Annotated in this window: 19 protein-coding genes, 1 other RNA gene and 1 pseudogene; 8 read left to right on the top strand and 13 right to left on the bottom strand. The window is 69.0% G+C overall.

Annotation, left to right across the window (positions count from 1 at the left end; translation table 11 throughout):
- Window positions 1-28 precede the first annotated feature (28 nt).
- Window positions 29-232 carry a hypothetical protein gene (locus tag GGR71_RS14265; protein ID WP_160957724.1) on the top strand — a complete coding sequence of 68 codons (204 nt, stop codon included), beginning with the start codon at window positions 29-31 and terminating at the stop codon, window positions 230-232.
- Here the strand turns inward: GGR71_RS14265 and GGR71_RS14260 are convergent.
- The 4 genes and pseudogenes from GGR71_RS14260 to GGR71_RS14245 form a co-directional block, all read right to left on the bottom strand.
- Window positions 216-688 (bottom strand): annotated as a pseudogene (locus GGR71_RS14260) (integrase core domain-containing protein); the annotation flags it as partial. The gene GGR71_RS14265 and the pseudogene GGR71_RS14260 overlap by 17 nt on opposite strands.
- A 4-nt stretch (window positions 689-692) precedes the next feature.
- Window positions 693-1,532 carry a TSCPD domain-containing protein gene (locus tag GGR71_RS14255; RefSeq protein WP_160957727.1) on the bottom strand — a complete coding sequence of 280 codons (840 nt, stop codon included), beginning with the start codon at window positions 1,530-1,532 and terminating at the stop codon, window positions 693-695.
- Window positions 1,533-1,619: 87 nt separating this feature from the next.
- A complete protein-coding gene (locus GGR71_RS14250; protein WP_160957730.1) occupies window positions 1,620-2,324 on the bottom strand; it encodes a hypothetical protein in 705 nt (234 codons plus the stop codon).
- A 192-nt stretch (window positions 2,325-2,516) separates the two neighbouring features.
- Window positions 2,517-4,670 (bottom strand): adenosylcobalamin-dependent ribonucleoside-diphosphate reductase, encoded by a 2,154-nt coding sequence (locus tag GGR71_RS14245; RefSeq protein ID WP_160957733.1) that lies wholly within the window; start codon window positions 4,668-4,670, stop codon window positions 2,517-2,519.
- Between the two features lie 493 nt (window positions 4,671-5,163).
- On the opposite strand from GGR71_RS14245, the gene GGR71_RS14240 reads away from it, so the two are divergent.
- Window positions 5,164-6,600, top strand: coding sequence for a Do family serine endopeptidase (locus GGR71_RS14240; protein WP_048489623.1), 1,437 nt, complete (start codon window positions 5,164-5,166; stop codon window positions 6,598-6,600).
- A gap of 9 nt (window positions 6,601-6,609) precedes the next feature.
- Here GGR71_RS14240 and GGR71_RS14235 read toward each other — a convergent pair whose 3' ends face one another.
- A complete protein-coding gene (locus GGR71_RS14235) occupies window positions 6,610-6,837 on the bottom strand; it encodes a hypothetical protein (RefSeq protein ID WP_160957736.1) in 228 nt (75 codons plus the stop codon).
- A gap of 25 nt (window positions 6,838-6,862) precedes the next feature.
- Window positions 6,863-6,938: non-coding RNA, sX9 sRNA (locus GGR71_RS14230), on the bottom strand.
- Between the two features lie 219 nt (window positions 6,939-7,157).
- Here GGR71_RS14230 and GGR71_RS14225 point away from each other — a divergent pair.
- The 6 genes from GGR71_RS14225 (at window position 7,158) to GGR71_RS14200 (ending at window position 12,114) form a co-directional block, all read left to right on the top strand.
- Window positions 7,158-7,529 (top strand): hypothetical protein, encoded by a 372-nt coding sequence (locus GGR71_RS14225; RefSeq protein WP_010340149.1) that lies wholly within the window; start codon window positions 7,158-7,160, stop codon window positions 7,527-7,529.
- A 7-nt stretch (window positions 7,530-7,536) separates the two neighbouring features.
- The gene (locus tag GGR71_RS14220; protein WP_160957738.1) at window positions 7,537-8,013 is read left to right on the top strand and encodes a phage holin family protein; all 477 of its coding nucleotides are present in this window, start codon (window positions 7,537-7,539) and stop codon (window positions 8,011-8,013) included.
- Window positions 8,010-8,489 (top strand): hypothetical protein, encoded by a 480-nt coding sequence (locus GGR71_RS14215; protein WP_048489620.1) that lies wholly within the window; start codon window positions 8,010-8,012, stop codon window positions 8,487-8,489. Before GGR71_RS14220 ends, GGR71_RS14215 begins: the two co-directional genes overlap by 4 nt.
- 268 nt (window positions 8,490-8,757) lie before the next feature.
- On the top strand, window positions 8,758-9,870 hold the full coding sequence (locus GGR71_RS14210) for an AI-2E family transporter (RefSeq protein ID WP_048489619.1): 1,113 nt from the start codon (window positions 8,758-8,760) through the stop codon (window positions 9,868-9,870).
- 110 nt (window positions 9,871-9,980) lie between these two features.
- Window positions 9,981-10,694 carry an HAD family hydrolase gene (locus GGR71_RS14205; RefSeq protein ID WP_160957744.1) on the top strand — a complete coding sequence of 238 codons (714 nt, stop codon included), beginning with the start codon at window positions 9,981-9,983 and terminating at the stop codon, window positions 10,692-10,694.
- Window positions 10,695-10,743: 49 nt separating this feature from the next.
- The gene (locus tag GGR71_RS14200) at window positions 10,744-12,114 is read left to right on the top strand and encodes a M17 family metallopeptidase (RefSeq protein ID WP_184452062.1); all 1,371 of its coding nucleotides are present in this window, start codon (window positions 10,744-10,746) and stop codon (window positions 12,112-12,114) included.
- Window positions 12,115-12,652: 538 nt separating this feature from the next.
- On the opposite strand, the gene hglS is transcribed toward GGR71_RS14200, so the two are convergent.
- The 7 genes from hglS to GGR71_RS14165 all read right to left on the bottom strand — a co-directional run bounded on the left by hglS (window position 12,653) and on the right by GGR71_RS14165 (window position 18,598).
- Window positions 12,653-14,014, bottom strand: a complete 1,362-nt coding sequence (gene hglS / locus GGR71_RS14195; protein WP_160957750.1) for a 2-oxoadipate dioxygenase/decarboxylase HglS — start codon at window positions 14,012-14,014, stop codon at window positions 12,653-12,655.
- A gap of 423 nt (window positions 14,015-14,437) precedes the next feature.
- Complete coding sequence (locus GGR71_RS14190) at window positions 14,438-15,028, bottom strand: hypothetical protein (RefSeq protein WP_160957752.1); 591 nt, start codon at window positions 15,026-15,028, stop codon at window positions 14,438-14,440.
- Window positions 15,029-15,519: 491 nt separating this feature from the next.
- Complete coding sequence (locus GGR71_RS14185; protein WP_160957919.1) at window positions 15,520-16,278, bottom strand: HAD family hydrolase; 759 nt, start codon at window positions 16,276-16,278, stop codon at window positions 15,520-15,522.
- A gap of 204 nt (window positions 16,279-16,482) precedes the next feature.
- Complete coding sequence (locus GGR71_RS14180; protein ID WP_048489615.1) at window positions 16,483-16,860, bottom strand: EF-hand domain-containing protein; 378 nt, start codon at window positions 16,858-16,860, stop codon at window positions 16,483-16,485.
- Between the two features lie 229 nt (window positions 16,861-17,089).
- Complete coding sequence (locus tag GGR71_RS14175; RefSeq protein WP_160957755.1) at window positions 17,090-17,479, bottom strand: hypothetical protein; 390 nt, start codon at window positions 17,477-17,479, stop codon at window positions 17,090-17,092.
- 130 nt (window positions 17,480-17,609) lie between these two features.
- The gene (locus GGR71_RS14170) at window positions 17,610-17,807 is read right to left on the bottom strand and encodes a CPXCG motif-containing cysteine-rich protein (protein WP_048489613.1); all 198 of its coding nucleotides are present in this window, start codon (window positions 17,805-17,807) and stop codon (window positions 17,610-17,612) included.
- 29 nt (window positions 17,808-17,836) lie between these two features.
- Window positions 17,837-18,598, bottom strand: a complete 762-nt coding sequence (locus GGR71_RS14165) for a M15 family metallopeptidase (RefSeq protein ID WP_237474254.1) — start codon at window positions 18,596-18,598, stop codon at window positions 17,837-17,839.
- Between the last annotated feature and the right edge of the window lie 44 nt (window positions 18,599-18,642).

Here is an 18,642-nt window from a genome sequence, read left to right as displayed (position 1 = left end):
TCGAAACAGGAACGAGCGGTGCTAGCAGGTGCGGCGCTTCCTCGACACCATCAATACCTACATCGTCTACGACGAAGCCGCCACTGGATGGGCAACTACGACACCCGGCAAGGCGCTCCAGCAAGCAATCTGGCTCGATAATCTGCCGGTGAGTGTGCTGACGGGCACGACGCTGAACTACGTGCAGCCCGAACATGTGGGCGTAAGCTTCCCCGTCAAGCAAGCACTTTAAAAGTAGAACTTTCGGCGTGTTGGTTGCGGTACTGGACCGGGGTCATTCCACCGAGCGAGTCGTGGGATCGCTCTTCGTTGTAATCGATCATCCACCAGTGGGCGGCTTCGCGAACGTCGTCGAGACGGGCGAACAGGTGCCGGTCGAGCACTTCCTCGCGGAAGGTACGATTGAAGCGCTTGATGAAGGCGTTCTGGTTCGGCTTTCCCGGTTGGATGTACTGCAATGCGACGCCATTGGCCTTGAGCCGGCCGGTGAACGCCTCGCCCAGAAATTCGGGCCGTTGTCCGAGCGCACCACCTGCGGCAGGCCATGGTCGCGTTTGATCTGCTCGAACACACGCACCAGGTGTTGCGAGTTGATCGAGGTATCCACCTCGATGTGCAGCACCTCGCGGTTGAAATCATCCACGACGTTGAAGGTGCGAAATCTGCGGCCGCAGGTCAGCGCGTCACTTTAGTCACCCGCACTTCGAATAACCACAATTCAAACAAGTAGCGCACCCGTCCATGATCACCAGTGCCTTGGTATTGCACTTGTGGCACATCGTGGCCGACGGCGGGAAGCTCGCGCCGTCGCCGGTGACGGCGATGTCCTCTTCGTGGTCGGCGGTGGAATTCGCGGCGGCCGTACCCTCATCCGCCCTTCGGGCACCTTCTCCCGCAGGAGAAGGAACCGCCGGCTTCACTTCACTGTTTTTTTTTGAGCGTTCTTCGTACTGCTTGCGCTTCTCGGCGATCAGCGCGCGCTGGTGGTCGCTCATCTCCGGGTCGTGCAGCAGGCCGATCGACTTCATGTGCTCTTCGACGATGCTGCCCAGTTCGGCGACCAGCGACGGCATGTACACGCCGCCAGCCTTGAAGTAGCCGCCCTTGGGGTCGAACACGGCCTTCATCTCGTCGACCAGGAAGGTGACGTCGCCGCCCTTGCGGAACACGGCGGACATGATGCGGGTCAGCGCCACGATCCACTGGAAATGCTCCATGGACTTGGAGTTGACGAAGATTTCGAACGGGCGGCGCAATTCGTGCTCGGTGCCGGCGTTGAGCACGATGTCGTTGAGGGTCACGTACATGGCGTGCTCCACCAACGGCGATTTGATCTTGTAGGTGCTGCCGATCAGCACGTCCGGGCGCTCGATGCGCTCGTGCATGTGGATGATGTTGTCCGCAGGCGCTTCGGCCTCGGCGGTGGCACGGTCGATCGACGAGGCGGGCACCGCGGCGGCGGCGTCGCGCGCCTTGTCCTCGGGAGTGACAACGGCGTAGCCCTTGATTTTCTGGTCGATCTTGATGGCCATGAGGCGTGCGTTCCTGGAATGCGGATCGGGACGGGCGTGGGCCCGGCCTCTCTCCCGCGTGCGGGAGAGAGGGTGCGACGGGACGGCTTACTTCTTGGCTCGGGTGGCCGCGGCCTTCTTGCCGGCGGCCTTGCGCACGGCGGTCTTCTTCACCGCGGCGCTCTTCTTGGCGACCTTGGCGGTGCTCTTCTTGACCGCCTTGGCGGCCTTGCCCACGGCCTTCTTGGCGACGGCCTTGCGCGCGCCCACACTCTTCTTCACCGCGCTCTTCTTGGCGACCACCGACTTCTTGGTCACGGCCTTCTTGGCGGCGACCTTCTTGACCGCCTTCTTCGGCGCGGCCTTCTTGGCGGTCACTTTCTTGGCCGGAGCCTTCTTGGCGACGGCTTTTTTCGCGACGGCCTTCTTGGCAGCGGCCTTCTTCGCCGGCGCCTTCTTCGCAGCCGCCTTCTTGGCGGTCTTCTTGCCGCCCTTGGTCAGCGCGGCCGCTTCGGCCTGGGCGCTGGCCTTGGCCGCTTCCAGCTTCTTGCGCGCGCTGGCGACGGTCTTCTTGACCGCCTTGCCGGCCTTCTCGGCGCGCTTGGCCACGGCCTTCTCGGCCTGCTTCACCGCCTTGCGGGTCTTGGCGACCTGGTCCTGCACGCGCTTCTGCACGTTCTCGGCGGTCTGCTTGACGCTGGCGACGGCCTCGCTGGCGGTGGCGGCGATGGTCTCGCCCACGTTGGTGGCGGTTTCTTTCACGTTCTCGGCGACCTGCGTCAGCGTCGCCGTTACTCCGTTGCCATTGCTCATAAAACCCTCCTCAGGGTGTCAGTGTTTATGTAACGCGGGCGATGCTATACCGATTGCAGCGAAGCGGGGAGCCGGAAACGGCGACACGCGGCGGACGGTGGGGAAGCGTTGGGGAAGCGCGGCGCGCCGCACTTCCGAGGCTCCCATCGCCGCCCTCCCCTCCGCCGGCGCGAAGGGGGAGACGGGACGGCGTCAGAACTTGCCGTAATACCCTTCTTTCAGCGCATCGAACAGGTTGGCGGCGGTGTGCATCTCGCCGTCGTATTCGATCTGTTCGTTGCCCTTGACCTCGACCACGCTGCCGTCTTCCAGCTCGAAGCGGTAGGTGGTGTTCTCCAAGTCCGCTTCTTTCACCAGCACGCCCTGGAAGGCGGCCGGATTGAAGCGGAACGTCGTGCAGCCCTTCAGCCCCTGCTGGTGGGCGTAGCGGTAGATGTCCTTGAACTGCTCGTAGGGATAGTCGGTGGGGACGTTGGCGGTCTTGGAGATGGAGCTGTCCACCCACTTCTGCGCGGCGGCCTGCACATCCACGTGTTCCTTGGGGTGGATGTCGTCGGCGGCGATGAAGTAGTCCGGCAGGCGCGCTGCGGCGTCCTCGGCGAACGGCATCGCCTTGGCGTTGACCAGGTGGCGGTAGGCCAGCAGCTCGAAGGAGAACACGTCCACCTTCTCCTTGCTCTTCTTGCCCTCGCGGATCACGTTGCGGCTGTAGTGGTGGGCGAAGCTCGGCTCGATGCCGTTGGAGGCGTTGTTGGCCAGGCTCAGCGAGATGGTGCCGGTGGGGGCGATGGAGCTGTGGTGGGTGAAGCGCGCGCCCACTTCGGCCAGCTCCTCGACCAGCGCCGGCGCCACCTCGGCGATGCGCTGCATGTAGCGGCTGTACTTGGCGTGCAACAGCCGGCCCTCGATGCGCTCACCGACGCGCCAGCCGTCGCGGGCCATCTCCGGGCGCTGCCGCAGCATCGCCGCGGTGACCTCGAAGGTCTCCTGCATGATCGGCGCCGGCCCCTTCTCCTTGGCCAGCGACAGCGCGGTCTCCCAGCCGGCCACGGCCATCTCGCGGGCGATGGACTCAGTGAACTCGCACGAGGCGGCGCTGCCGTACTTCATCCGCAGCATGGTCATGGTCGAGCCCAGGCCGAGGAAGCCCATGCCGTGGCGGCGCTTGCGCATGATCTCGTCGCGCTGCTGCTGCAGCGGCAGGCCGTTGACCTCGACCACATTGTCGAGCATGCGGGTGAACACCCGCACCACTTCCTTGTATTCCTCCCAGTCGAAGCGGGCGCGCTCGGTGAACGGCTCGCGCACGAAGGTGGTGAGGTTGATCGAGCCAAGCAGGCAGGCGCCGTAGGGCGGCAGCGGCTGCTCGCCGCAGGGGTTGGTCGCGCGGATATTCTCGCACCACCAGTTGTTGTTCATTTCGTTGACGCGGTCGATCAGGATGAAGCCCGGCTCGGCGTAGTCGTAGGTGGAGACCATGATCATGTCCCACAGGTGGCGGGCGCGGATGTGCCCGTACACCTTGCACGCGACCAGGCCATCGTCGCGCACGATGTAGTCCTTGTGCGTGGGCCAGTCGCGCCACACCACCGCGCTGGCGTCGGCCAGGTCGATGTCGCCCTCTTCCTTGCGGTTCACCGGGAACACCAGCGGCCAGTCGGCGTCCTGCTCCACCGCCTGCATGAAGCCGTCGGTGATCAGCAGCGACAGGTTGAACTGGCGCAGGCGCCCGTCCTCGCGCTTGGCGCGGATGAAGTCCTTCACGTCCGGATGGGACACGTCGAAGGTGCCCATCTGCGCGCCGCGACGGCCGCCGGCCGAGGACACGGTGAAGCACATCTTGTCGAAGATATCCATGAACGACATCGGCCCGGAGGTGTAGGCGCCGGCGCCGGCCACGAACGCACCGCGCGGGCGCAGCGTGCTGAACTCGTAGCCGATGCCGCAGCCGGCCTTGAGGGTCAGCCCGGCCTCGTGGACCTTCTCCAGGATGCCGTCCATCGAGTCGGTGATGGTGCCGGACACGGTGCAGTTGATCGTGCTGGTGGCCGGCTTGTGTTCCTGCGCGCCTGCATTGGAGGTGATGCGCCCGGCCGGGATCGCGCCGCGGCGCAGCGCCCAGGCGAAACGTTCGAACCAGTAGGCACGCTGCTCCTCGCCGACCTCGGCATCGGCCAGGGCCCGGGCCACGCGCAGGTAGGTCCCGTCGATGTCGGCATCCAGCGGCTCGCCCTGCTTGGTCTTGAGCCGATACTTCTTGTCCCAGATGTCCTGCGACGCCGGCTGCATCGGGATGGGGTCGTGCTTGGATCCGGTCTGGACGACTTCCAGGCGCACCGTACTCATTCTGCTGTGTTCTCCTCGAACCTGTCCCGATGGGGCGGATGGGTGGTCATCCGCCGTGAGTCTTGTCTATATCGCACTTGCGCTGCACGGCAGAGACGATCGCGGCAGCGCACGCGGCGGCTGCCCTCGACCGATCGACATTCCCCTGAATTCGTGACCTTCCCTGTCTCCGTCCCGCCATGCACCGCCGAGCGCGCCCCTGGATGTGAAGTCCCGGTGAAGAAAACCCTACGTCTAGTGCTGTACCGATGCGATACCGCTACATGTAGTGGCTGCGGCAGCGTGAACGCTAACGCCGGGCAGGCTCACTGTCAACGTCATCGCGCGGCGGTCACGCACCCTCGATGCGCGGCGCGTGCGGGGCCTCGGCGCAGCCTTGCGCAAGCGGTGCCGGACTGCTTTCACTGGCGGTTAAACGCCGCGCGTTCATCTTGATTTACGCGCACGCGCGCCCATCTGCCCCACGTCTCCCGCGTTCCCCGGAAACCCACCCATGCGACCGCTGCCCACGCTGCTGACCCTGACCGCCGCCGCTGCCTTCGGCGGTTTCGCCGCCACCGCGATCAACGCGCAACTGGACAACCGTGCCGAGGCCGCGCCGGTCGCGGCGGCGCCGCCGCTGTCCGGGGCCGCGCGCCTGCCCTCCTCGGTGGCCGGCGAACCGTTGCCGTCGCTGGCGCCGATGCTGCAGAAGGTGATGCCGGCGGTGGTGAGCATCAACACCAAGCAGGTGGTGCGGGTGCGCAATCCGTTCTTCAACGACCCGATCCTGCGCCGCCTGTTCCCGGACATTCCGCAGGAGCGCATCAACGAGTCGCTCGGTTCGGGCGTGATCATCGACGCCAAGAACGGCTACGTGCTGACCAATCACCACGTGGTGGAGAACGCCGACGACGTGCAGGTGACCCTGGCCGACGGGCGCAGCTTCAAGGCCGAGTTCATGGGCTCGGACGCGGACACCGACATCGCGCTGATCCGGATCAAGGCCGACAACCTCACCGAGATCCGCCTGGGCGACAGCGACAAGCTGCGCGTGGGCGATTTCGTCGCGGCCATCGGCAATCCGTTCGGCTTCACCCAGACCGTCACCTCCGGCATCGTCTCGGCGATGGGCCGCAACGGCATCCGCGGCCTGGGCTACCAGAACTTCATCCAGACCGACGCCTCGATCAACCCGGGCAACTCCGGCGGCGCGCTGGTGGACCTGCGCGGCGAACTGGTCGGCATCAACACCGCCAGCTTCAACCCGCAGGGCAGCATGGCCGGCAACATCGGCCTGGGCCTGGCGATCCCGTCGAACCTGGCGCGCGCGGTGGTCGACCAGTTGATCAAGAACAACGGGGTGATGATCCGCGGCACTTTCGGCATCGAGACGCAGAACCTGACCACGCAGATGGCGCAGGGCCTGGGCCTGTCGGCGCCGCGCGGCGCGCTGGTGACGCGGGTGCTGGCCGGCTCGTCGGCCGCGGCCGCCGGGCTGCAGCCTGGCGACGTGATCACCGGCGCCAACGGCGAGCGCCTGGACAGCGCCGAGGCCCTGCACAACTACGAGGGCCTGCAGCCGGTGGGCAGCACCGTGACCCTGGACGTGCGCCGCGACGGCAAGCCGCTGCAGCTCAAGACCACGCTCAAGGAACAGCCGCGCGCGGTCAGCGGCGAGTCGCTGGACCCGCGGCTGAGCGGCGCCACCTTCACCGACCTGCCCGAATCGCTGCGCCAGTCCGGCATTTCCGGCGTGCTGATCGGCAACGTGGCGCGCGGCAGCCGCGCTGCGCGCAACGGCCTGGCCGGCGGCGACATCGTGGTGGCCGCTTCGGTCGGCGAGTTCGCCGACCTGGCCAGCTACCGCGCCAATTTCGCGCGCAAGCCGGCGCAGCTGGTGCTGCGCGTGGTCCGCGGCGGCGCGCAGGCCGACCTGGTCATGCAGTAACCGCGGCGCTCAGGCCAGGCGCGCGGCGTAGTCGTCGCGCACGTGCTGGTTGAGATAGGTGGTGAGGCCGCGCCCGGCGGCCGCTAGGCGCTGCATCTCCATGACGTGGAGCAGGCCGGGATGCTGGCGGTCGTAACGGTAGGTGGCGCCATCGGCAAAACGCAGCACGATCCAGTCCGGGCCACTGTCGTAGGCCACCACCCCGGCATGGCCGCTTCGGTTGCCGTAGGCGTGCATTGCAGTTCCTCCGGGACTTTAGAGTGGCTGACAGAACGTCGCGAGCAGCCGCCGGGTAGGTGCGGGCGGCGCGGAGGAACCGCAGTGTACGAGTGGTACATGAGGATTCCGAGCACCGTCCGCGCCTGCCTGGTGGCTGCGCAGTCCTTTTGTTGGCCGCTCTTGGCGACGCGCCGGCGAGCGCCGACACTATGGCCCATCGCCTGTGGCGACGAGCTAACACCCCGTACACCCCACCGATGGTATTGGTGTCGCCCCCGTTCTGCGCAGCGTCCGCAATGGCGGACGGCAGGCCCCCAAACCCCAGAGGAGACATGCCCATGAATGCCAGCCCGACCAATACCGAGAACCTCAAGGACAACCTGAGCGAAGCCGGCGCGCACCTGAAGTCCGCGGCCAGCTATGCCGGCGACGCCATCAAGGGCGCTGCCGGTGCCGCCGGCGAGGAACTGAAGCTGGGCAAGGCCAACGTCAAGGCCGAGCTGTCCGACAGCGCCCTGTCCGGGTTGGCGGCGGCCGAGTTCGGCGGCGCGGCGGCGAAGGAGCAGGTGGACGTGCTGCTGGACAAGGGCCGCGACCTGATCGACAGCGCTGCCGAACTGATCCGCGAGCGCCCGCTGGCCTCGTTTGGCGTGGCCTTCGCCACCGGCTGGATCATCGCCAAGCTGGCGCGCAGCGGCGGCGACAAGTAAGCCGCGCGTGAGCGACGAGCAGGCCCGCGCCGACGGCGCCGCGGCGGACGCCGCGGCCGCACCGTCGCTGGAGGACTCCTTCCGCGCGCTCGGCACGGCCGGACGCGAAGGGCTGACCGCCACCCTGGACACCGGCCGCGCGCTGCGCAAGCTGGTGGCCGCGGACTTTGCCCTGGCCCGCGCCGCGCTGGCGCGGGCCTTGGTGTGGCTGACCGTGTCGGTGGCGTTCGGCGCCTCGGCATGGTTGCTGCTGATGGGCGCGATGATCGCCTTGCTGCAGCGCATGGGCTGGTCGTGGCTGGCGTCGATCTCGGCGACCGCCGCCTTCAGCCTGGTGGTCACCGCGCTCGGCGCCTGGCAGGCGTTGCGCTACTTCGACATGAGCAAGCTCGACGCCACCCGCCGCCAGTTGGCCAAGTTGGGCATCGGCGGCGACGACGAGGACAGCGACGACGACGTCGCCAAGCGCGAGGCCACGCCATGACCCTGCGGCAGTTGCAGCATCGCATCGCCCGCGCCGAATCGGTGCTGGAAGGACGCCAGGAGCAGGTACGCACGCATTGGACGACCCTGCAGCAGGTCTGGCGCGAAGGCTGGACGCCGTGGCGGATCGTGATCGTGGGCCTCGGCACCGGCTTCCTGGTCGGGCGCGCCGAACCGGCCGCGGTGGTCGGCAAGCTCGGCGGCGCGCGCTGGCTGCAGATGCTCAGCGCGGTTTCCAGCCTGATCAATGCCACCACCGCCAAGAGCGCGTCCGACGACGCCGAGCGCGCCTCCGACGATGCAGAAGAGGCTGCGGACACGGCACAGGATGCGGCGGTGGATGCAGCTACCCAGACGCCGCCCGCCACATCGGTCCCCCCATCCGCCGCTCGTCCGCAGCCGGTGCGGCCGTCGACGGCCTCGCGCCCCGGGCACCCCGCCGCCGCGGAAGCGGCGACCGACCTGTCCGAGCGCTAGGGCGCCTGCGGCAGGCACATAGAGCGCCGGTGCAGGAGCGGCTTCAGCCGCGACGGGCGTTCCAGGTAACGCCTGTCGCGGCTGAAGCCGCTCCTACGACGGACTCCACAGCCGGGTGTGATTACGGCGCCGCTACGCCGCGCGCACGCGGCGGCCACGCGGTCTTGATACCGCCCCGGCCACGATCCGGCCTACACTTCGCTTCCGTTCCGACGCCGCTCGGCGCGTGCCCCGCGGCGCGTGCCGCGGCCACCGTCTCGCAGGTCCAATGAGTACAGTTCCCGATCCCGCGGCCGTCGCCGACGACGCGCCGCACGGCGCCCTGCCGCCGCCGCCCGCCCCGCGCCCACGCGGGCCGGTCTCGCTGGTGGTGCTGGCGACGCTGGCAGTCTGCTACACGCTGTGGGCGGCGCAGGACGTGATCCTGCCGATCCTGTTGTCCGCCTTCTTCGCCCTGGTCGGCAACCCGATCCTGCGCGGGCTGCAACGGCTGTACCTGCCGCGTTTCCTGGCCGCACTGCTGGTGTTGCTGTCGGGCATGGCGGTGGCGACGACGCTGACCGTGCAACTGGCCGGACCTGCGGCCGAGTGGGCGCAGCAGGCGCCGGCGCAGTTGCGTCACCTCGCCACGCAGGTGCGCGACCTGACCAAGCCGATGCAGCAGGCCAACCAGGCCGCGGAGAACTTCGCCCGCGCCGCCGGCGGCGAGAGTGGGCGCCGCGTGCAGGTGATCCGCACGCAGATGGACGATCCGTACAAGGCGCTGGTGCGGACGCCGCGGCTGGCCGCCTCGGCGCTGGCGGTGGTGCTGCTGACGTTCTTCTTCATGGTGTTCGGCGAGAACCTGCAACGCCATGCGATCGCGCTGCTGCCCAGTCGCCAGCAGCAGAAGTTCACCACCGAGATCCTGCGCTCGATCGAACGCGAGGTCTCGCGCTACGTCCTGACCATCACCGTGATCAATACGCTGGTCGGCCTGGTCTTCGCCGGCATCCTGATCGTGCTGAAGATCCCGCCGCAGGAAGCGTTGCTGTGGGGCACGGTGGTGGCGCTGCTGAACTTCGCGCCGTACGTGGGGCCGCTGATCGGCGCGGTGCTGATGCTGCTGATGGGCTTCGTCGCCTTCCGCGATCCGCTGAGCGCGTCGCTGCCGGCGATCCTGTACCTGGCCCTGCACACCCTGGAAGGCCAGGTGGTGACCCCGATCGTGCTCGGCCGGCGCATGGCCATCTCGCCGCTGATGCTGATCCTGGCGCTGATGCTGTTCGGCTGGCTGTGGGGCATGATCGGCCTGCTGCTGGCGGTGCCGCTGCTGGTGTGCATCAAGATGGTGCTGGCGCGGGTGGAGGGCATGCAGCGCTGGGCGCGGTTGCTGGAGTGAGGCGGGGATTGGGGAGTCGGGATTGGGGATTGGCGGAAGCGCGCGTGCTGTCTACCGGGCGTGGGACGCAGGGGTATCAGCGCTTGGCGTAAAATGCGCCGGTGACTTCCATGCCCTCTTTCCCCGTCCGCGCGATCACGCTGGATCTGGACGACACGCTGTGGCCGTTCGCGCCGATCGGCGCGCGCATCGAGCAGGTGCTCCACGACTGGCTGCTGCAGCACAGCCCGGCCACCGCCACGCGCTTCCCGGTCGCGGCGATGCGGCAGTTGCGCGAAGAGGTGTTCGCCGCGCATCCGCACCTGCACCACGACCTCAGCGAACTGCGCCGGCTGACGCTGCGCCGCGCACTGCACGAGAGCGACGCCGACCCGGCCTTGCTGGAACCGGCCTATGCGGTGTTCCACGCCGCACGCAACCAGGTGGAGTGCTATCCCGACAGCATCGCCGCGCTGGAGCGCATCGCCGCGCGCGTGCCGGTAGTGGCGCTGAGCAACGGCAACGCCGACCTGGCGACGATCGGGCTGGACCGGCATTTCGCCTTCCAGCTCAGCGCCCGCGAGCACGGCGCGGCCAAGCCGGACCCGGGCATCTTCCGCGCCGCCTGCGCGCGCCTGGGCCTGCCCTGTGCGCAGGTGCTGCACGTGGGCGACCACATCGAGATCGACGTGGTCGGCGCGATGCAGGCCGGCCTGCGCGGTTGCTGGATCAACCGCGACGCGCAGGCCTGGCATCCGCCGACCCCGCCCGACCTGCACTTCGACACCCTCACCGGCCTGGCCGACTGGCTGGACGCGACCCAGCCGGCCTTCGCGCGTGCATGACCCGCGCGCGCTGGCGCGCCGGCCACCTCCCTCTTCCAAGGATCCGCTGATGTCCCTGCCGACCGGCTTCACCGACGCCTCTTCCCACGCGCTGCCGCTGTACGTGCTGGACCGCGAGCACCTGGCCGAATGGCGCGCGGCGCAATCGCCGGCCTGGGCGGCGTGGATGGACACCCAGCAGTTCATGGCCGCGCCGGGCAGCGTGCTGCTGCTGCCGGGCGCCGACGGCGTGGCCGCCGCCGTGCTGGGTGTCGGCGATCGCGGCGATGCGTATGCCTATGCGCATGCGCCGTACGCGCTGCCGGCCAGCAGCACCTGGCGGGTGGAGACGGCGCTGGACGCCGACGCGCTGGCGGCGCTGCACCTGGGCTGGGGCCTGGGCAGCTACCGCTTCGCCCGCTACAAGCAACCGGCGCGGCTGCCGGCGCAGTTGCTGGCCACGCCGCAGGCCGAAGTGCGCGACCTGATCGCTGCCAGCCTGCGCGTACGCGACTGGGTCAATACGCCGACCGAGCACATGGGGCCGGAGCAACTGGAAGACGCCGCGCGCGCGATCGCGCAGGAGCACGGCGCGCAGTTCGAGAGCATCGTCGGCGACGCGCTGCTGGAGCAGAATTTCCCGGCGATCCACGCGGTCGGCCGCGCCTCGCACCGCGCGCCGCGGTTGCTGGTGCTGCGCTGGGGCGAGGAGGCGCACCCGCACGTGGCCCTCGTCGGCAAGGGCGTGTGCTTCGACACCGGCGGCCTGGACCTGAAGCCGGCCGACGGCATGCGCAACATGAAGAAGGACATGGGCGGCGCCGCGCATGCGCTGGCGCTGGCCGGGCTGGTGATGGCGCAACGCCTGCCGCTGCGGCTGACCGTGCTGCTGCCGGCGGTGGAGAACGCGGTCGGTCCGAACGCGTTCCGCCCCGGCGAGGTCATCGCCACCCGCCAGGGCACCAGTGTGGAGATCGACAACACCGACGCCGAAGGTCGTCTGGTGCTGTGCGATGCGCTGGCCTACGCCGGCGAGCAGCGCCCCGACGCGATCCTGGATTTCGCCACCCTGACCGGCGCCGCGCGCATCGCCCTGGGCCCGGACCTGCCGGCGCTGTTCTGCAACGACGACACCCTGGCGCAGGCCTGGATCGCCGCCGGCGAGCGCACCCGCGACCCGGTCTGGCGCATGCCGCTGTGGCGCCCCTACCTGCGCTACCTGACCAGCTCGGTCGCCGATCTGGCCAACGCCGGCTCGCGTATGGCCGGCGCGGTCACCGCCGCCCTGTATCTGGAGCGCTTCGTGCCGGCACGGCAGGCCTGGGCGCATCTGGACGTGTACGCCTGGAACGACAGCGACCGCCCCGGCCGCCCCGCCGGCGGCGAAGCGCTGGCGCTGCGCTCGGCGTACGCCATGCTCAAGGCGCGTTACGCGGGGTAAGCCGCGCGGGGACGGCATCTGCGTCGGCCGCGTCGTTGCGAGAGCGGCTTCAGCCGCGACGCGCGGTGGTGTGCGGGTTGATCGCCTTCGGACACTGTCGGGACTGAAGTCCCTCCCACAATGCATCACCACACCGACTGGGCCCTCGTAGGAGCGGCTTCAGCCGCGACGCGCGGTGGTGTGCGGGTTGATCGCCTTCGGACGCAGGCGGGACTGAAGTCCCTCCCACAATGCATCACCACACCGACCGGGCCCTCGTAGGAGCGGCTTCAGCCGCGACACGCGGTGGTGTGCGGGTTGATCGCCTTCGGACACTGTCGGGACTGAAGTCCCTCCCACAGTGCAGCCACCAAACCGACCGCGCCCTTGTGGGAGCGGCTTCAGCCGCGACGCGCGGCGGTGTGAGGACCGCTGTCTTCGGACACCGTCGAGCCAGCAGTCCCTCTCACGATGCACCGCCAGATCGGTGTGCATGTGGGAACACGACGATGGGAAACCGCCGTTGCGATTCCCCAATCCCCATTCCCCACTCCCCGCTTCAACCCGCCAACGTCTGCAGCGAATCGCGCTCGATACCGGCGTAGATCGCGAACTCGTCGTGCACCGTCGCCCCCAGCGCCTGCTCGAACGCGGCGCGGTTGGCGTGCGCGGCGTAGGCGCGCTGTTCGCCGCCACCGAGGTTGGACTGGAAGATGCCGGCGGCGCTGACCGGCAGGAAATCCTCGTAGACGATCGGGTCGGCGCTGGCCAGGCCATCGGCGATCAGCGCTTCGGCCGGTTTGCCGGCCAGGGCAGCGGCACCCGCGGCGCGACCGGCGTCGGTCAGCGCGTAGCGGAAATAGCCCAGGCCCTCGCCGCGCAACGTGGCGTAGTCGTCGGGGAAATCGGCGAAGGCGGCCTGCAGGCGCGTGGCGTAGTCCGCGCCGGCGCTGCCCTCGGCCGCACGCGCGCGTTCCAGCAGCGCGTCGTACAGCGCGCGGCCCTTCGGCGTCAGGGCCAGGCCGCGCTGTTCGATCTCGCCGAACCGCGCGGTGTGGGTGCCGGCCTCGGCGCCGTCCGTGCCGGCGGGGAAGCGCACGGTTTCCTCCAGCGCCTTGAAGCTGGTCTGGCGCAACAGGATCGGGCAGGCGCGGCGCGGCGGGCCTTCGATCACCGCCTTGGCGTCGATGCCACGGCGCAGCATCTCCGCCTGCGCGGCGTCGATGTCGAGGGTGCGTGGGGTCAGGTGATTGATGTGCGGGCCGTGGAAGCTGACCACGTCGGCGATTAGCTTGTGCGCCTCGCTCAGCGCGCGGTAGGTCGGCAGGCTCACGGTGGCATCGCTGTGCCAGCGGAAGGTCTCCAGCGCCTCGGCAACGAAACGCTGCGCATCGGCGTCGGCCAGGCCGCCATCGCGTTCGCACTGCGCGATCAGCGCGAGCGCGCCGTCGGTGAAGATGCGCCGCTTGGCGAGGATCTGCGCCGCCTGTTCGCGCAGCGCCGGGTCCTCGATCAGCTCCAGCCGCAGCAGCGAGGTGAACACGCGGAACGGATTGCGCGCCAGCGCCGCGGCATCCAGCGGACGGAACGCGGTGGAGTGCACCGGCACACCGGCCACCGACAGGTCGTAATAGCCCACCGGCGCCATGCCCATCACCGCGAACAGGCGGCGCAGCGTCGCCAGTTCCTCGGCAGTGCCGACACGGATCGCACCATGCCGTTCCTGGTCCAGGCGCGCGCGTTCGTCGTTGCGCTGCAGCTGCGCCTCCAGTGCCGGGTCCGCGGCCAGGGTCTGCGTATTGACCTGCGCCACCAGCTCCATCAGCGTGCCGTACAGCGGCACCTCGGTGCGGTACATGTCGGACATGGCCTGCGCGAACAGGCTGCGGATAGCGTCGGGCGAAACGAAGGCGTTGGTCATCGGGCGGTCCGGAGCGGCGGTGGCGCCGGTGGCAGGACCGGCAGAACGCTTATTCTCGCGCCGCGGCGGCGGCACGGCCAGTGTGGGTGAATGGGTGGCGGCGCGTACCGGTGCGGCACGGGAGTGGCCGGCACCGCTGTCTCCGTCTCCCGCCGGGACCACGGCCCCCTTTTTGGGGGAAGGTGCCCCGCAGGGGCGGATGAGGGTACGGGCGCAGCCTCGTGCACCCACACTGCGTGAGGCGCTGCGCGCCCCGGCCCTCACCCCAACCCCTCTCCCGGGGGAGAGGGGCTAGTACGCGCTGACGTTGATGCACACCGGTGCCTGCCTGCATCCCGCGTCGCCGTGCAGGACAATGGAAGATTCGCGCAACGCCATGGGCGCGCGTGCAGGCGGCCGCTGTGTCGTCGTGCTGCACCGCGCTTATTGCGAGCGCGTAGACCCGTCCTGCGGCTGTGCCGCGGCGCGGTCGCGGGCGGCGCGGTCGCCCAGTTGCCGGCGCAGCAGCGCGTCCAGCACGATCGGCCGGTCCCAGTGGTCGTAGCTGGCGACGATGGCATGGCGCAGCGCGCGGTAGGCCAGCGAGCCGGGCGGCGCGTCCAGCCCCGTCGCCACCGCCGCCCAGCCGGCCGGCACGCCGGCGGCCGTGCGTGCGCGCACCACCTCGCGGTACGGACGCCCCGCGGCCTTGGCCAGGAACGCGGCGACATAGACATCGCGCGGCGGCCAGCGCCGCTCGCGCAGCAGGACCTCGGCGTAGCCACGCGGCATCTGCGCATAGCGCGCGACCTCGTCGAGGAAGCTGTCGGGGTAGCGCGCGGCGTAGCGGTCGATGTCCAGCAACTGGCGATCGATCCAGGCATCGTCGGTGCCGGGCGCGTCCACCGGTGCGGCGTCGGTGGCTCCGGCGGCAGACGCGCGCGCAGGCGTCGCCGCACCCTGCGCCACGGCCGGGCCGGCAGTGCACAGGGCGGTGCACAGGAGCAGACCGGCAGAGGGCGGAAATAAGCGCATGCGTCGATTCTGCCGGAGGCGGCCGGCGCTGTCAGCGCGCGTGAGCCAGGAGCCAGCCGGCGTGTGCGCAGCGCGGCTCGGCGGTCTGGCAGCCGGCGCTGTTGGACAGGAGCGTGCCGTCGCGCACCGCAACGCGTTTGCGGCGCAGCGAAGCGAACGAGGAGTTGCATGCGCATCGACGACTGCCGGCAGCATCGCGTCGGCATGGGATCGTTGCATGGCGCTGGTCGCCGCAGCGATCAACACAGTGCGACAGCAAGCTAAAGAGAACACGCAGAGCGCAATCGCCCCCTTTCGTAGAACCGGCTTCAGCAGCGACCACGGTTCTACCGGGAAGATCTCGTCACGGCTAATCGTGCTCTCGGGGGCTGTCCTGTAGGAGCGGCTTCAGCGCGACCGGGCTCCATCGCGAAGACCCGGTCGCGGCTGAAGCCGCTCCTACCAGGCGAGATCGGTCCGGGCCTCTCAATGTCGCTGGACGCGGGGCCCGCTCAGGCCGGCGGCAGACTCGCCGCATGCCGGTTGAGATCCGCCACCGCCTGCGGCCAGTCCGCGGCTGTGGCCACTTCGCGCAGGCGCGGTTCGTCGGCCGACAGCCCGTGCTCGGCCTCGTGCGCCCAGGTGGTGGTATATGGCGTGTGGATGCCCCAGCCACCGAGCGCGATCACCGGCTCCACGTCCGAACGCAGCGAATTGCCGATCATCACGAAGCGCTCGGCACCGATGCCGAACTCGGACAGCACCTTGGCGTAGGTCTTCGGGTCCTTTTCCGACACCACTTCGATCCGCGGGAACAGGTCGCCCAGCCCGGATTGTTCGATCTTGGCCTCCTGGTGAAACAGGTCGCCCTTGGTGATCAGCACGATCTCGAACTCGGCGGCGATCGCCGCCACCGCCTCGCGCACGCCGGCGATCACCTCCACCGGATGCTGCAGGGTGCTGCGGCCGATCTCGACGATGCGCCCGATATCGCGCGCGGAAATGCGCGCCTCGGTCAGCTCGATCGCCGCCTCGATCATCGACAGGGTCATGCCCTTCACGCCATAGCCGAACACCGCCAGGTTGCGGCGCTCCACCGCCAGCAGATGCTGCAGGGTGCGGGCGTCGCGCAGGTCCAGATACTGGCCGAGGATGGCTTCGAACGCGGCCTCGGCGTCGCGGTAATAATCCTCGCTCTTCCACAGCGTGTCGTCGCCGTCGAAACCGACCAGGGCGATGGGAGAGGAGCGCAAGGCGGTAGGCGTCGGCATCATCCGCCAAGCATAGCAGCGCGTTCCGACCCGCAGACGACACGCGCCGCCCCGCTGCACAACGCATGACGGCGGCCATGGGCCGCCGTCGTGGTGGAGGATCCGGATGCACCGCCATTCGAGGGGGTGCACCGGAAGTTCGGTCCCGGCAAGACGGTGCGCGTCCTCATCGCCGCGCGACCGCCGCTGCCGGCACCGCTCCCGTTACTGGCCGCCGTTGCTGTCGCTGCCGGTTGCGGCGCCGCCCTGCTGCTTGGCGACGTAGGCCTTGTATTCGTCCGGGGTCAGCTTGCCGTCGTGATTGGCATCGGCCTGCGCGAAGATCTGGCTGAGGCCGGCGTTGACCTGCGCCTCCTGCTTGCTGATGGCGCCGTCCTTGTCGGCGTCGACGTCGGCCCAGGTCTGGGCGCCGCCCGAGGCCGCGCCGGCCTGCCCGCTCTGGCCGGTGGCGCTGGTGGACGACTGCGTCTGCGCCTGCGCGGCGGCATCGGCCTGCGCGTCCTGGGCGAACGCCGGCAGGGCCAACGCGGCGGCGAGGATGGCGGCGGTACCGATCAGCGGGGTGCGGGTGCGAATGTTCATGGGTGGATTCTCCTTGGCTCTCGGTGTGGCATTTCGGTTCCGGTCGATTCCGGAACACAGCGCTACCGTGCCGTTCTCAGACTGAATCCATTCCCTGTCGAAAAATGCCGCAAAACGCTTCGTTAACCACGGCGTCCGCGCAGCGCGCTACGGCACTGGTTACGGACCGGTGAGCACGCGGTAAGGGACTCCTTCGAGACGTTTGGATTGCAGAAAGAAAACGTCTGTTTCAGCGTGTTTCGTGACCGCCGTCGCCGGCGTTTTCGTTTGAACGCGCCCTGAATACGATCCACGCCAAGGCCACACCGGAGAGTGCGCCGGCCACTTCCAGCACCACCCGCGAGCCCAGTTCGTCCGGATCGTGGATGCTGGCCAGGGCGATGCGCGCGTACAGCGGCGACTCCAGGCGCACGATGCTGATGTAGAACAGGTTCCAGCAATCGATGCCAGCCGACACCGCCACCGCGATCAGGCAGGCGCCGCCCAGTTGCTGGCCCTCGGACCAGCCCAGCCGCCGGCCCAGCCACTGCCACAGCGCATACACCAGGAAACCGACCGCCAAGGCGATCAGCCCGGCTTCCAGCGAGCCCAGCAGGCCGAAGTGCAGCGGCAGGTTCATCGGGTGTCCTCGGTCGGCAAGGCCGCAAGTCTAGAGGGTGTTGCGGGTCGCCGTGCAGGCGATCGGCGAGCGCGTGCAGCACTGCCCGCCACAGGCGTCGGCCAAGCGCACCCGGGTGCCGCCCAGCGGATCAACCGTCGTTTTCGGCGATCGCGCTCACCACCGGCGCGCCGTCCTCGTCCCAGCGCACCGTCATCAGCATCGGCTTGCAGCACACCTGGCAGTCCTCCACGTACTGCTGCACGTCCACCGACGGATCCAGGGCGACGTCGATCCATTCGCCGCAATAAGGGCATTGCAGGTCGACGAACTGGTGCGTGCCGGTCATGGGTGGTCCGTGGCGAAGGCGAGGAGGCGCTAGCGCACCGGCACGTCGAAGGCGACGCCGGGGCTGGGCTCGGGCTGGAAGGTGTAGTGCCACCATTCCATCGGGTAGTTGACGAAGCCGCGCGCCGCCATCGCTTTCAACAGCTGCTGACGATGCGCGCGCTGGGTGGCGTCGATGGCCGGCGTGTCGGTGTGCGCGCTGGGGTCGAAGAAGTCGAAGCCGGTGCCCATGTCCACTGCGCGGCAAGCGCCCTGGCGGCAGTCCAGCAAGCCCAGGTCGACGGTGGCGCCACGGCTATGTCCGGAGTGCTCGGCGATGTAGTCGCCGAGCAGCACGCTTTTTTCCAGCTTCGGGTAGTAGCGCGCCTTGGCGACCTGATCCTGCGGGTCGCGGGCCCAGGCGACGAAGGCACGCACCGACCGCTGCGGCCGATAGCAGTCGAACACCTGCAGGCGGTAGCCCTTGGCCTGCAGGTCGCGTTGCACCTGCGCCAAGGCCTTCGCGGCCGGCGCCAGCAGATAGCACTTGGGCGCCTCGTAGCCCGGCACCGGACGCCCGGTGAAGTTGTCGTGGCCGGCATAGCGGATGTCCATCGCAATGTCCGGCGCGAGCGTGTGCACATCGACCAGTCCCGCTTGCGCCGGCGTGGTCGCCGGCGAGGTGGTCGGTTCCGCGGCGAGCGCAATGGACGCGACGACGAGCGCGAATGCCAGGCTTAGCGCGCGCAGCACGCCATGCGCACGCAAGAAGCGCGAGGAGCAATGGCGGCGGGAGCGGCGGTCATGCGGCATGTGCGCAGCATAGGCCATGGCCGTCGCCGCTGTCCCGTCGCGCT

Source organism: Xanthomonas sp. F1 (genome assembly GCF_014199855.1).
This window is presented reverse-complemented; position numbering and strand designations above follow the sequence as displayed.

Coding starts and splice junctions, on each gene's coding strand:
- GGR71_RS14165 (WP_237474254.1), bottom strand. CDS start 18,598: ATGCCGCATGACCGCCGCTCCCGCCGCCATTGCTCCTCGCGCTTCTTG.
- GGR71_RS14240 (WP_048489623.1), top strand. CDS start 5,164: ATGCGACCGCTGCCCACGCTGCTGACCCTGACCGCCGCCGCTGCCTTC.
- GGR71_RS14235 (WP_160957736.1), bottom strand. CDS start 6,837: ATGCACGCCTACGGCAACCGAAGCGGCCATGCCGGGGTGGTGGCCTAC.
- GGR71_RS14185 (WP_160957919.1), bottom strand. CDS start 16,278: ATGCCGACGCCTACCGCCTTGCGCTCCTCTCCCATCGCCCTGGTCGGT.
- GGR71_RS14250 (WP_160957730.1), bottom strand. CDS start 2,324: ATGAGCAATGGCAACGGAGTAACGGCGACGCTGACGCAGGTCGCCGAG.
- GGR71_RS14245 (WP_160957733.1), bottom strand. CDS start 4,670: ATGAGTACGGTGCGCCTGGAAGTCGTCCAGACCGGATCCAAGCACGAC.
- GGR71_RS14225 (WP_010340149.1), top strand. CDS start 7,158: ATGAATGCCAGCCCGACCAATACCGAGAACCTCAAGGACAACCTGAGC.
- GGR71_RS14205 (WP_160957744.1), top strand. CDS start 9,981: ATGCCCTCTTTCCCCGTCCGCGCGATCACGCTGGATCTGGACGACACG.
- GGR71_RS14200 (WP_184452062.1), top strand. CDS start 10,744: ATGTCCCTGCCGACCGGCTTCACCGACGCCTCTTCCCACGCGCTGCCG.
- hglS (WP_160957750.1), bottom strand. CDS start 14,014: ATGACCAACGCCTTCGTTTCGCCCGACGCTATCCGCAGCCTGTTCGCG.
- GGR71_RS14190 (WP_160957752.1), bottom strand. CDS start 15,028: ATGCGCTTATTTCCGCCCTCTGCCGGTCTGCTCCTGTGCACCGCCCTG.
- GGR71_RS14175 (WP_160957755.1), bottom strand. CDS start 17,479: ATGAACCTGCCGCTGCACTTCGGCCTGCTGGGCTCGCTGGAAGCCGGG.
- GGR71_RS14180 (WP_048489615.1), bottom strand. CDS start 16,860: ATGAACATTCGCACCCGCACCCCGCTGATCGGTACCGCCGCCATCCTC.
- GGR71_RS14210 (WP_048489619.1), top strand. CDS start 8,758: ATGAGTACAGTTCCCGATCCCGCGGCCGTCGCCGACGACGCGCCGCAC.
- GGR71_RS14170 (WP_048489613.1), bottom strand. CDS start 17,807: ATGACCGGCACGCACCAGTTCGTCGACCTGCAATGCCCTTATTGCGGC.
- GGR71_RS14255 (WP_160957727.1), bottom strand. CDS start 1,532: ATGGCCATCAAGATCGACCAGAAAATCAAGGGCTACGCCGTTGTCACT.
- GGR71_RS14215 (WP_048489620.1), top strand. CDS start 8,010: ATGACCCTGCGGCAGTTGCAGCATCGCATCGCCCGCGCCGAATCGGTG.